Raw genomic sequence first — 13,687 nt, 5'->3', positions numbered from 1 at the left:
ATAGTTTGCCAATCCCCTCTAATTTAAATGTTGAAAAAGTCATCATTTTGCTAATGAGGTAGTTATTTTGTTGTTTAATATTTTTTAAAGCTAGATCACTTTACAATTTAATTTTCTGATTCTATTTGCCTTATTTTTTTTATTTTGCTTCTATCTTCCATTCATTCGAGTAAAATCCTGCATCTATTATATTCTCTGGACCATTTTTTAACATATCTAAATTGAAGAACATATAATCTGGAAAACCACTAGCTCCTGCAAAATATTGATTTGCTCCTGTGGCCTGCATTCCTTTAAGTCCAGTTCCTGTAATCACGCCAACACCTCTGGTTTCGGTTCCTGGTTTTTTCCAGTAAAAGTAACCGCCTAAATTATTGCCTTTATAAGTTTGTTTATCTATTTTAATTTGATCAGACGTTACCGTAATTGGGCAGTCACTAAGCAGTTTGTTCCAAGCACTATTTGTTTTTGCATTACCAATTAATATAATATTGCGATCAATGTATTTTTCTGCATCAAAGTCGCGGTCAGCTATCATATCAAATGTTCCATTACCTCTGTAATACCATGCTTCAGCATCATGGAGTACTTTTTCTAAAGCCCATTTATTTTCGTCTTTAGTTCCGGTTGTACCATAAACATACACCATACTGTGGTTAAAGGCCTCTTTAAAAGAACCGTTCCGGTGAGGGCCTTTTTGATCTAGCTTTGGTCTTTCAACAACTAACCAACCTTGGGTTTCTCTTTTGAGGTACACTACAGATTGTTCAATTGTATTCCACTGATAGGTAATTGTATTGGAGCTGTCGATATCAATCGTGATGGGTTCATTTTTCTGAAAACCTTCCAAATTTAATTTCAATATCTGTACATTATCTGTTTTACCGATTAGGGTTCTTTTCTCCAGATTTCTAGTAAGTACAATTTGTGAATAATCAAGTGGCTTAATCTGTTGATAGATCGTACTCCAGTAGTATGTCGCTGAGATACCAGGATTTGATGTTTTGAAATCAATATGATCGACTTCGTTTGTTGTTTTTCTTTGATGTATTTTAAAGTAATCAAATAAAGGTTTCCAGTCGACACTTTCATTACTGTACCAATGTGATCCACCTGGATATTCGTAATAGCTAAAATCCGGATGAAAAGTTCCGAGTAATTTACGCATTTGACGTGCATATTCAACAGATACTGTTCGATCAGCATCACCATGGAGCACATATATTCCTAAAGGTTTGTAGTTGCTTGCATATGCAATTACATCACTTTGATTTCCTGACTTTAATAATATGTCTTCATACATATTTCGGCCTTTTTCTGGTATCAGCCCATCAGCAGATCCGTAGCCTTTTAAAGTTGGATATCCTGCACAAGGTGCTATTGCTGCCCACTTTTCTGGATAAGTAGCGCCTAGGAACCAGGTGCCGTGTCCGCCCATGGAATGACCAGTTAAGTAAATTTTTTGGCTGTCTGGCTTTAACGTTTGTTGGGCAAGGTCGAGTACTTCTAAAGCGTCCATTCTGCCCCAATCCTCCCAGTTGAACCCGCGGGGGCGACGATTGGTCGGTGCGACAAGTGTTCCCCAATCCTTTGCTTGATAAGCCTGTGCTTGCCCTAAGGCTTCTACACCGGCACCATGTACTGAAAAGAAAAGTGCATCTCCTGCTTTTTCTCCTCCTAAGGCTGGATTTACGGCATAATATTGTAAACTATTATCTATTTTGCTGATGAATGTGATTCGATAGGGAGTATTTCCCGATACACTTCTCAGCGGTATTTTTTTCGTCTCGATCAACTTTTCTTTATCCCAGATAGCGATATCAGTTTGTACTTCACCTAAACTATTTATTGCAGATGCATCAACAGGAACGATAATTTTCCGTGTACTATTGGCCATAAGAACAGGTGCTGTTGAAATTACTTTTCTCCCTCCAGTATTGCTCTGAATTTTTATATTATGAATATTTTTATTACTTGTATTAATCAGAACTAGGCCGATAAGGAGATTCTGATTTTGTTTACCCTGTACGATATCTGGAAGTGTCAGGTCTTCGGTTGCTATCTGTATTTTGTTTTTTGGAAAACTGAGTGTCGCAGCTATGAAAGAACCTCTTACATAAAATTCGTTTAAGCCTTTCTTCAACTGGACGGGAATATATAGCCAGCCCATACGATAGGGGTCGCCAGTATGCATTTCACCATTAATAAGAACTGCGCTATTCCCTCTGATATTGAGTAGAGCGGCCTGTTCTTTATTTGAATGGTAAGTAAGATAAAGATAGCTCGGGCGCGGCCCTCTATATGTTGATGCGGCAGATGTTGTGTTTTGACTTTGCTGTGCAATACGACCTGGTCCTGGTGGATTATTGGGTTGCTGTAGGTTGGTCGCTCTATTTTGTTGACGTCTAAAGAAGCCACTAGTATCGGCTTTTACAATAGTCCATAAAGCTTTATCATCTTTGCCATCTAAAGTTGTTCCTGCCACAGGGGTGGATAATTTATGCTGGTAAAAATACCAGAGTAGTTCGTCTGTATATATGGCTTCCCTTCCATAGGTAAAGGATGCTTCTATGCTAAGCCCTTCTGTAAAGCGATGTATGTTTTGTGCCGAAGAAGGTATGATTATTAAACTTAAAAACAAGATTATGAAAATCGATTTTATATTTAAGAGTGATTGCTGGTATTGCATGTTGAAAAAGGTTTAGTAAATCTAATATACATATCTTTATTGAGCTCCTCTTCATTCTTGATGTGAATTCAATGTTTTTGCGTCTGAGTGGATCAATGTCGTCTTATAAATAAATATTATTCGGGTTATTTTTTGCAATGGCGAAACCTATTATTTGTCGTAAATTTGTATCATTACTTTGTTGCAATCTATTGATAAAGTAATGTTTTATACTATTTATTAGTAGTATCATAGACGTAGGTCACTTAGCTTTACTGTACTCGTAAATTGCTAATTTATCTGAATATGTTAAATTAAAGTTGAAGTGAAGGGAGTAGAAAATAAAGGAACTTATTGGGTGATGTGCCGGGAATGCTTGGGACGCGGAAAAAAAAGACGTAAGCTTAGTAAGAAAGTACGGTTAAATTACCAGCTTGCATGCGATCAATTTGAAACAATGAAAGGTGAGGGCAATGTACCTGTTCGCCCTAAAGGTCATCAATATACTTGTTTGCACTGTAATGGTTCGGGCTTGATTCTGTCTAACGAACCAGTTATACCTGACGAAGAGCATTATCCACATGTTGCTATTATTGGTGCGGGTATTGGTGGTATTGCGCTAGCGGTGGCGTGTATGCACCGTGGTATTCCTTTTACGCTTTATGAACGCGATCGTGACTTTAGCACTAGGTCTCAGGGTTATGGACTTACTTTGCAACAGGCTAGTAAAGCTATTTCTTCATTAGGTATTTTAACTTTGGACGAAGGTGTGGTTTCCACAAAGCATGTGGTTCATACAACTGCAGGTGAAGTGATAGGTGAGTGGGGGATGAGGAAATGGTTGTCTTCGGATGTTGAGATGGTTGCGAAACGTTCGAATGTACATATAGCCCGTCAATCACTACGGCAGGCACTTTTACAGCAGCTTGGTGGAAATGATAGAATTAAGTGGGCACATCAATTGGTGAATTTTAAGCAAGATGAGAACGGGAGGGCTGTCTTAGATTTCCAAGTGAACGGTGAAATCATAACTTCGAAAGCCGATTTAGTAGTTGGTGCAGATGGTATTCGAAGTTCTGTCCGCAAGTTATTGCTTGGTGATGATGTGAATCCTTTACGTTATCTTGATTGTATGGTGATATTGGGTATTTGTTCTTTGAGTGCGCTCAATAATATCACAAGCACTTTATTGGACGGTGCGACGGTTTTTCAAACAGCTAATGGAAATGATCGTATTTATATCATGCCCTATACTTCAGATTCTGTTATGTGGCAACTTAGTTTTCCTGTCTCTGAAAATGAAGCAAAAGCTTTAAGTTTACAGGGACCGCAGGCCCTTAAAGAGGAGGCATGCCGCAGGACGCCATGGCACGATCCTATTCCTCAGATTCTAGCTGCTACCGAGGTTGATCTTATTTCAGGTTATCCTGTGTATGATCGAGCGTTACTTGAAGCGGGGCTTATGGATAATGGGAAGCAGGTAACATTAATCGGAGATGCGGCCCATCCTATGAGTCCCTTTAAAGGACAAGGGGCAAATCAAGCCTTACTGGACGCATTGGCATTAGCGCGGGGTATTTCAAAAGGATGTGGATCATCTCATTGGAAAAAAACTGGAATAAGGGAATCCGTGTTGATGGAGTATGAGTCAGAAATGATAACACGGAGTGCTGTCAAAGTGAAGGATTCTGCAGATGCTGCGAAATTTCTGCATTCAGAAATGGTACTTTTTGAAAGTGATGCGCCTAGAGGGAGCTGTGTAAAGAAAATTGAATAGGATTTAATTTAGTTTTCTTTAATATGAGTTTTCTGTGATTTAATGAACGTTTTCCTATCTCAACATTAGAAAAAAACAATTCTCAAGGTTATAATCAATATGCTTTTCAATCAATTTGATTGATTAACTCCTATTTTATCTAAGAGTAATTTGATCAGATCAAATTCTGCTTGCCATACATTCTGTTTGGCTTTATGATAGGAGAGAATTGATTGATTGTAATCTGATAACATGGAGCGTCCTTCTCGATATCGTGATTCTTGTTCTTTTTTTTCTTGTGCTGCCAATTGTTCAATATTATGAAAGCGGAAGAGTTTTTGTTGTGCAGTCTTAATTTTAACAATTTGCTGTTGCGTATTGATCTGGTCGATTTGCTGTTCCTGTTGTAATTGTAATTCCAATACACCTGAATTTAATATTTCTTTTTTCAAGGTTGGCTGTGCGGTAAAATAAGCGGATAAGGGTATGCGAAGCACTAGATTAATGTAACTATTTCCATACCACGAATGGCCTCTATCCAAGCGGAATTCATTACTAAAATACTGTTTCCCTAGGTAGGCGTTTGTTGATAGGGACGGCAACAGCTGTTTTTTGACACCTTGCATCTGTAATTTGTTGATCTGTTGATCTAATTCTAATGACTTAATGGTATAATTTTCCTGTTGCAAATTTTTGACGAAAGAACAGATTTCCTCGATATTTGAATTTAAGGATTGTGTTTGAGCGAGATCGGTATACTTTCTTAACTCTAAGTCAGCATCTTCTAGAACCGACCAAGCATCGTATAGTCCGATCAGATGCTGTTCATATTCTTGTTGCGCATTTAAATACTGACTAGATGGGAGACGTCCAGCTTCATAACGAGCTTTGCTAATTTTCAAAATTTCATTATAAGAAGCAGAATCCTGTACTGCGAGCTCATACTGTTGTGTTGCAAGTACAACAGAAGCATAAGCTAGTGTAGCATTTTTTTTCCACTCTTGTATATGTTGCTCTTTGTTGATATCTTCTTTTTGTATTTCAAATGATTTTTGTTTCTCATCGAGCTGTCGTTTTGGATCAAATAAATTCCATTCCATCTGTATTCCCGCTTTGGAAGACCATTTTGTGGCAAATTTTAAAGGAAGTATAGCACCTTCCAATGCATTCGGATCAAATGCAATTGCCGGGACTGGCGTGGTCGGGATAATAAGATTCCGTTGCAGGTTAGCATCTATGTAAAATACCGGAATACGAGTATTTCTTAATTCTTTTAATTCCTGTATTTTAATTCCTCTTTTTAAAAGATCTTGTTGGTATATGAGGTTTTTATCAACCTCTTTCCATAGTTGTGCAATGCTCAATTTTTGTGCTTGAACGAAGATTGGAAAAATTGTTAGTATAGTAAATAGGATCTTCTTCATGTTAAAAAACAGATGCCGGTTCTAATTTGGTTATTTTTCTAACTGCAAATAATGAACCGCCAATTGAAATAAGCAATGTAATGAATAGTAGAAACAAGGCAAAAAGTGGGGAAATATCAATTACTAATCCAGCACCGGCAACACCGAATTTAAATCCTGCCAATAAAAACATGGCAATAAGATAGCCAATGACAGCATATAAAAATGCTTGAGCAATAATAAGTTTATTTACATAGCTTTTTTTTGCTCCGATCGCTTTTAGCGTCCCATAATCTTTAATTCTATCTAAAGCAGATGAATATAAGGTAAGTCCGATAATGAAAAAGCCACTAATCATAGCGAAAAGGACAAGAGTTCCAAAGCTCATTCCCATATTGGAGGTAATCAAGATTTCTTTGATTGTTGACTGTTGCAATTTCTTGGCATCCCAAGCACGGAGCTGTGGAAATAATTGCTGAATATCGTTGCGTACCTTTTCCTTATCTGTTCCGGGCTTTAATCTTGCAATAATGATGTTGACTTTAAAAGGAGATACATTTCCCAGAAATATGGCATTTTCCATAGAGGTATACATTAAACTTGCTCCGAAAGCTTGCGCTTGCTTTGTTATTACACTAATTTTGGCACTTTGACCATTGATTTCGATGGCTTTATCGACAAATAAATTTGTATTCCATGTTTTTGAACTGAAAAACTCGGCCGACACTGTACTTGGAGTTGTTAATGAAGATAAATTTCCTTCCTTTATCCTTTCGGTCTTAGGGCCCATAACAAAGTCTGGAGCATCGGCACCAATTAGCGTTACTGAAGCCGTTTTTCCATCTAAAAAAGTTGCTCGTGCTGGTGCTAATATTACAGGATAGGTATGCTCAATATCGTTTAAGCTCCCTATTTGCTGAACCAGTCGCTTATCGATACTATTTACAGCATTTATATTGTTACTCTGTGCTTCAATAATCCATAGATCATTTTCTTGAACAGGAGCATTGCCCACTAGATTTCCCATTAGCCCCATCAGAAAAAAAAGGAGCCCGAGCTGTTGTCCGATTAGAAAGATACTGATGACAATTGCCGTAATGATTCCTACACTTTTTGCGCGATCATATTTGATGAATTTAAAAGCTAATGCTAACATGCTATTTCATCTTTATTGTACAGTCTACCTTGGCATTGATAGGTAGTTGATTATTGTTATTTACCTGTATTTTTATTTTTCGAACACGGCGGTCTTCTCCTTCATTTGCGGTTTCATATAGAATCGATTTGTTCGATAAGATGGGGCTTATGTAGAAGATCTGTCCCGTAGTAGGATTATCTTTTCTGCCTACCGGCAGGATAGTTACCGATTGACCAATTTTAACATCCTGAGCAAATAATTCATCGACTTCGGCTTCAATAATTGGGTTTGAAACATTCACTATTTTTCCAAGCTCATTTGCATTGCCGACACTTTGCCCAACTTTGGCAGTTAGATCCATAATAATTCCTGATTTACGTGCATTTATGTTGAAATCATTCTCCTGATTCTGTATTTTTTGAATCTGTAAATATTGTTCATGTTCTTTTATCTGCTGCGCTCTGCGTTTTTCTTGAAGACCTTTTAACGTTAATTCTTGTTGTCGCCAACTGGTAAGATCCGTTTCCATTACCTCTTTTGACTCTGCATTTTGGGCAAACAGACGTTTAGAAGTTTCATATTTAGCTTGCAATTCTTTTAGATTTAAGTTTGCTTTTTCAATATCCTCAACTGTAGTTCTGTTTTCGGTGACTGCCGCATTTAACTTTGTTTGCTCTTGCTCGATATCTAATGTAATATTGCCTTTATCAAGTAGTACAAGAAGCTCTCCTGCCTGAACTGTATCTCCCTCTTTAATCAGTACCTGTTTAATAATTGCAGCGGTTGTGCTAGCAATAATGGCCCAATCTTCTGAAGGAATTATCTTACCAATCGCTTTTATTTCGGTTATATCTTGTAAGATTTGTTTATTAGTATGTGATGTTTTCGGCTTCTTATCCGAAGTGCAGGCCATTGTCATCATTACAATAGCTATAGTTATCGCGATTCTATTTGTAATCTTGTTCATTATTAATCACATCTGAAACTTTTCCTTCTTCTACATATATTACTTTATCTGCATATTTGCGCAGACGTAAATCATGGGTAACAATAATGACTGCCTTGTTTTTGGAAGCTAGTGTTTTTAGTTCTTGCATAATGCTTGTGGCACTTTTAGCATCAAGCGATGCGGTTGGTTCGTCACATAGGATCATTGCAGGATTAGTCACCAAAGCACGCGCAATTGCTACCCGTTGTTTCTGTCCCCCACTTAATCTTTTTGGAAGTGTCTTCATTTTAGTTGATAATCCTACTTCATCCAAAGCTCTGCTTGCACGGACGATAGCTTCCTTTTTTGTAATGCCTTGCAAAATGAGTGGTTGGATTACATTTTCTAAAGCATTTAATGGTTCTATAAGATTAAACTGTTGAAATACAAAACCGATTTCATGTAACCGTAATTGTGCTAAATCGGATTCCTTTAAGTTGTTAACATGTGTTTCTTTATAAAAAACATCACCAGCGGTAGGATAGATCACAAAGCCTAAAATTGATAATAGTGTTGTCTTTCCACTACCCGAAGGCCCCATTATTAAAGTCAATTTATTTGTCTCAAAACTAACATTGGTAGTATCTAATGCAGTTATAACAGAATCGCCTGTCTTGTAAATTTTTTTAACGTTTTTTAGTGTGACGATTCCTTGTTGCATGTCGAATTTTTATTAAAACAAGTGGTAAGAGGCAATGTTTGCACCGACTTACACGAATATCGATAAAATTTTATAGAAAGTGATAGATAAACGATCATTTAACTGAGGTACTTCCCTAACTGTTTTTGAACGTGCGATATGGTATGTAGGTTTGCACAAATATCAAAAAGCTTAATAAGGTAATATAACTGGCTGTGCTGAATAGTAAAATGCTTTATTGGACGGCCTTATTGAGCAGGAATTATGTGATCGAAAGTGCTCAATGGATGAAAAGAGCTGCGGTAAGTAATCCGGCATTTGCATTTACTTTTTGAGAAGAAAAGAAAATGGTATTTGCATGGGTGCAGATAAATTAGGAGGGAGTAACAGTTTTAAACACTGGTCTGTTAGAAAGAGAACTTAAGATATAACAGCAGATTCGAGAAGGGCGATTGGAGAGGTACTGGCCAGAGCTCATACGTGCGGTGTATTTTTCATTAGATGATAGGATGTTTTAGTATTATTGATTCTGCCATAAAAAAAGTGTAACAAAATTGATAAAGATGCGACTAATACAAAAATAACTTTATTAATTATGAAGCAGATTCTTTATGCAATTGTATTTGTAATTTTGGGTATGTCAAATACGCAAGCACAGATCAAAGGCGATTGGACCGGTACATTGGATTACCAAGGTACTGCAATTGCCATTATTTTTCACTTAACCGAGACTGACGGTAAAGTTCAGGGTACTATGGATGTTCCACTTCAGGGGGCTGTTGGAATTCCCCTGTCTGTTGTCACTTTCGAAAACAAGCAACTTGTTTTGAGTATTGAGCAAGCAGGAATTAAGTATAGTGGTAAATTGGAAAATGGAAAAATCACAGGTACATATACACAAGGTGACGCCAAGCTACCTTTAATTTTGGAAAATAAAGTAATCACTAAGCCTGGCGATACTACATTGGTATCTACCAAAGAACAGTTAGCAACACTTATTGCATTGGACAAAGGTAATTTTAAATATCAGGTTGAAGATTATTTTGCGAAACCAAAGCTATCCGGTTTTCAGTTATCTCCAAATGGTAAATATATCTCATATCGCGAGAAGGATGATAAGAATAAACGCCATGTAATGGTAAAAGAAGTCGCTACTGGTAAAGTTATTCGGGCTATTGAAGAAAAAAATGAGCTGATCCGCGGTATGGGTTGGATTAATGATGATCGTTTAGTGTACGTCATGGATCAGGGTGGTAACGAGAATTACCATCTTTATGCAATAAATATTGATGGAACTAATAATATTGACTTGACACCTTTTGAAAATATTCAAGCATCGATTTTGAATATGTTGAAGGAACAAAAGGATTTTATTATTATCCAGATGAATAAAGATAATAAACAGGTATTCGAACCTTATAAAGTTAATATTCAAACTGGGGTAATGGAAAAACTATTTACGAATGAAGATCCTGCAAATGCAATAGTTGGTTATGAATTTGATAAGGATGGTAACCTTCGTGGATATGCAAAGATGCAGAATGGTATAAATAGTCAATTTTTTTATAAGCCTCAAGGTGCCACAAATTTTGAACTTTTCCATACGACTAAGTGGGATGAAACATTTAGTGTTGTATCGTTTAACTATGCTTCTAAGAATTCCGATGAAGCTTATGTCTTAACTAATTTGGATTCCGACAAATCTCGAATTGTTTTGTACGATCTTAAAAATAAAAAGATATTAAGAGAAATCTACGCCAATGAAGAATATGATGCGAATCTAATTTCTCTTTCCAGAAAGCGCAATTGGGAAATTGACTTTGTGGGATATGAAGGAGAAAAGGTAATTATAAAACCGGTCAGCGAGACTTTTAAGAAAATTTATAAAAATCTGGAAAGCCAATTTAAAGGTTATGAGTTCTCGATTGCTGGTAAAACAGACAATGAAGATCAATTGTTAGTTGTTGTTCAAAGCGACAAACTTTATGGTCGTTATTATCATTATGATACCAAAAGTGGTAAAGCGACTCTATTAGTGGATTTGATGCCACAATTGAAAGAAGAGGATATGGCAGTGATGCGTCCAATTACTTTTAAATCCCGTGATGGAATGACTATTCATGGATATATCACATTGCCTAAAGTAGCTCTTGATGGTAAAAAAGTTCCTTTGATCGTAAACCCACATGGTGGTCCTCAGGGAATACGCGATAGCTGGGGCTTTAATCCCGAAACACAATTGTTCGCAAGCCGAGGATATGCAACCCTTCAAGTGAATTTCCGTATATCTGGTGGATATGGAAAAGAATTTCTTCGTGCCGGTTTTAAGCAAATAGGTCGTAAAGCGATGGATGATGTTGAAGATGGTGTACAATATGCTATTGAGCAAGGTTGGGTTGATAAAAGTAATGTCGCGATCTATGGAGCTAGCCATGGTGGATACGCTGTACTAAGAGGTTTAGAAAAGACACCTGATCTGTATAAAGCGGGAGTTGATTATGTTGGTGTTTCTAATATTTTTACACTTATGAGTTCGATTCCTGAGTATTGGAAACCTTATAAAGAAATGTTATATGAAATATGGTATGATCTGGATAAAGAAGATGAAGCTGCAATCGCGAAAGAAGTATCACCAATTTTTCATATTGATGCAATCAAATCACCTTTATTTGTCGTACAAGGAGCAAATGACCCACGCGTTAAAATTGCTGAAGCTGATCAGATTGTAAAAGCTTTGCGGGATAAGGGTGTTGATGTACCCTATATGGTTAAATATGATGAAGGACATGGTTTTGGTAAAGAAGAAAATCAGATCGAGTTTTATAAAGCGATGATGGGATTCTTTAGTAAACATCTTCACTAATCAGGATCAAGATTATTTTATTAGAAAGCTGTCTTCTTTTATAAGGAAGACAGCTTTTTTATGTTAAAGCCGAGAGCCGATATTCGTTTGGACTAAGGCCTACATTCTTCTTGAAAAACCTTGAAAAATGTTGAGGATATTTAAATCCTAATTCATATGCAATTTCATTGATGGATTTACTTCGGTTGTAAATTTTATTTTTAGCTTCATCAATGATCTTATCCTTTATATATTCCTGTGCTGATTTGCCAGCTTCTTTTTTGATTAGGTCTCCAAAATAATTGGGCGATATGTTTAGTTTATCTGCAAAATACGCCACGGAAGGAATACCGTTTTCAATTAAATTATCACACTTGAAATAATGATTTAATAGCTGTTTAAAATTCTTTACCATCCCCTGATTAATATGATCTGGAACGCTGAATTGACGATCATAGAATCTTTCACAATAATTTAAAAACAACTCGACATTCGAGATTAATAGTTTTTTGCTGTGCTTGTCTATGGGTTGACTTAATTCATATTCGATTTTTGCGAAACAGTCAGATACAATCTTACATTCATTTGGAGTTAATAGCAATACTTGATGACTGTTATTTTGAAAAAAATGATAAACATTTAAATGTTCAGTAAGTGCTGTTCCTGCAATCAGATCCGGATGAAATACTAAGGCATGCCCTTTTCTAAAAACCTGATCGGCCGTATTTTCGATTCCGATCGTGTTGCCCGGAGCAATAAAAGAAAGCTTGCCTTCATGATTATCAAGTATAGATAGTGCAATACAATATAAATCCAAATGGACATTGCAATCTGGACGTAAGGTTGCTTTAGACCAGTCAACGATATTAACTAACGGATGGCGCACTTCAAAATGATTGAAAATGTTGAATGCATAAACGCTATTTAGATGAGTGATTTTTTTCATATTACTTACATTTATGATTTGATCAATTTTTGCCATTTAAGATAGGTTCCTGATCTCCATAACCATTCGATCGGACCGTAACGAAATTTCTGTAGCCACATATGACTTAACTGAATCTGGAGCATAGTATAGCCTAAACAGATCATAACGCTTAGAAATATACCAAGATCATATAGACCAAAGCCATATCCATAGAATATAAATACACCTAAGATCGACTGTACCATATAATTGGTCAGCCCCATTCGACCATAGCTTTCAAGTTTTGAAAGTTTCTTTTGCATCGTTTCTTTACTGTAAATAACTATGATGACAGCTAACCATAAATATGCTGCTAATAGGTTAATGAGATTATCTAAGGGAATTACTAGCCATTCAGCAATTGGATTACCATGTTGTGCCGGTAAGATCGGTTTTATAATATAAAGTAATATAACGGCACCTAAGGCCATCCAAGCTAAGCGATAAATCTGATTTTTGTATTTTTCAAGTTTTTCAAATAAACGTAAACGACCTGCCAATAATCCAAGAATAAAAAAGCCCATTGTCATATAGCCTCGTCCATATTCCTCAAATTGGAAGTTGAATTTAAAATGTAACTGTTCACTAAGGTTGTGCTGTATGTTTGTTAAAATCGATCCATTGAAAAATATTTCTTGCCAACGGCCTCTTCTTTCAGTCATCGTTTCAGTAATAGTTGATAGAATCTCTGGAGCAATTGATTTGTAAACAATGTTAGATAGCTGTGCACCGCCCAATAAAAAGAAAATCGAGATCGCAATCAACCATTTGTTGGATAATTTATACATAAAGATCAGCGGTACACCCAATAGCGCATAGATGATCAAGATATCATTTCGAAAAAGAGCGCTATGTATAAGACCGATGATAAATAGGATAATAAGACGCCAGAAAAATCGACCACGAAAATCAATACCTTTCTTAGCAGCATTATCCATTTGTATAAAGAAACTCAAGCCGAATAAAAAAGAAAAGATAATAAAGAATTTCCCCATGATGAAATACTGCAATATCCAGCTTAAGATCGAGTCCATTGTACCGATCCAGGGCAATGGTGGTGGGGCAGTACTAGTGAATGCACCGAAATGCTGTAAGGCATGTGTCATACAAATACCGATTAGAGTAATACCCCTAATAGCATCTATGACAGTTATTCTATTGTTTGTAATTGCTTGTTTTGCTACTGGTTCCATAAACTATCTTGTAATAGGTAGTCGCAAAAATGTGGAAATTTATTAATGCCTATATGTAGGGATGGAACAAAGCGAAATATTGATTACTGAAT

At 36.5% G+C, this 13,687-nt stretch carries 9 protein-coding genes; 2 read left to right on the top strand and 7 right to left on the bottom strand.

Annotated features, from left to right (window positions below; all coding sequences use genetic code 11):
* Positions 1-139: 139 nt before the first annotated feature.
* Complete coding sequence (locus M2265_RS10545) at positions 140-2,689, bottom strand: prolyl oligopeptidase family serine peptidase (protein WP_132771968.1); 2,550 nt, start codon at positions 2,687-2,689, stop codon at positions 140-142.
* Between the two features lie 304 nt (positions 2,690-2,993).
* Between M2265_RS10545 and M2265_RS10540 the strand changes: the two genes are divergently transcribed.
* Complete coding sequence (locus tag M2265_RS10540) at positions 2,994-4,445, top strand: FAD-dependent oxidoreductase (RefSeq protein WP_207902480.1); 1,452 nt, start codon at positions 2,994-2,996, stop codon at positions 4,443-4,445.
* 110 nt (positions 4,446-4,555) lie between these two features.
* On the opposite strand, the gene M2265_RS10535 is transcribed toward M2265_RS10540, so the two are convergent.
* Genes M2265_RS10535 through M2265_RS10520 form a run of 4 tightly spaced genes read right to left on the bottom strand, consistent with a single transcriptional unit; the run spans position 4,556 to position 8,614 of the window.
* The gene (locus tag M2265_RS10535; protein ID WP_132771967.1) at positions 4,556-5,848 is read right to left on the bottom strand and encodes a TolC family protein; all 1,293 of its coding nucleotides are present in this window, start codon (positions 5,846-5,848) and stop codon (positions 4,556-4,558) included.
* Between the two features lies 1 nt (position 5,849).
* Positions 5,850-6,983: an ABC transporter permease gene (locus M2265_RS10530; RefSeq protein ID WP_021189792.1), complete on the bottom strand. Its 1,134-nt coding sequence runs from the start codon at positions 6,981-6,983 to the stop codon at positions 5,850-5,852.
* A 1-nt stretch (position 6,984) separates the two neighbouring features.
* Positions 6,985-7,932, bottom strand: coding sequence for an efflux RND transporter periplasmic adaptor subunit (locus tag M2265_RS10525; protein ID WP_132771966.1), 948 nt, complete (start codon positions 7,930-7,932; stop codon positions 6,985-6,987).
* Positions 7,913-8,614: an ABC transporter ATP-binding protein gene (locus M2265_RS10520; RefSeq protein WP_132771965.1), complete on the bottom strand. Its 702-nt coding sequence runs from the start codon at positions 8,612-8,614 to the stop codon at positions 7,913-7,915. The genes M2265_RS10525 and M2265_RS10520 overlap by 20 nt, the downstream gene beginning before the upstream one ends.
* A gap of 574 nt (positions 8,615-9,188) precedes the next feature.
* Here M2265_RS10520 and M2265_RS10515 point away from each other — a divergent pair.
* A complete protein-coding gene (locus M2265_RS10515; protein ID WP_206368651.1) occupies positions 9,189-11,456 on the top strand; it encodes an alpha/beta hydrolase family protein in 2,268 nt (755 codons plus the stop codon).
* Positions 11,457-11,514: 58 nt separating this feature from the next.
* Here M2265_RS10515 and M2265_RS10510 read toward each other — a convergent pair whose 3' ends face one another.
* Entirely contained in the window at positions 11,515-12,381 is an 867-nt protein-coding gene (locus tag M2265_RS10510; protein ID WP_132771964.1) for a helix-turn-helix domain-containing protein, read from the bottom strand.
* An 11-nt stretch (positions 12,382-12,392) separates the two neighbouring features.
* Positions 12,393-13,595 carry a DUF418 domain-containing protein gene (locus M2265_RS10505; protein WP_132771963.1) on the bottom strand — a complete coding sequence of 401 codons (1,203 nt, stop codon included), beginning with the start codon at positions 13,593-13,595 and terminating at the stop codon, positions 12,393-12,395.
* Positions 13,596-13,687: the final 92 nt, after the last annotated feature.

Origin of the sequence: Sphingobacterium kitahiroshimense (assembly GCF_025961315.1) — a bacterium.
Taxonomy (GTDB): Bacteria; Bacteroidota; Bacteroidia; order Sphingobacteriales; family Sphingobacteriaceae; genus Sphingobacterium; species Sphingobacterium anhuiense.
The sequence above is the reverse complement of the archived record's forward strand: the minus strand, read 5'-3'. Positions and strand labels throughout refer to the sequence as shown.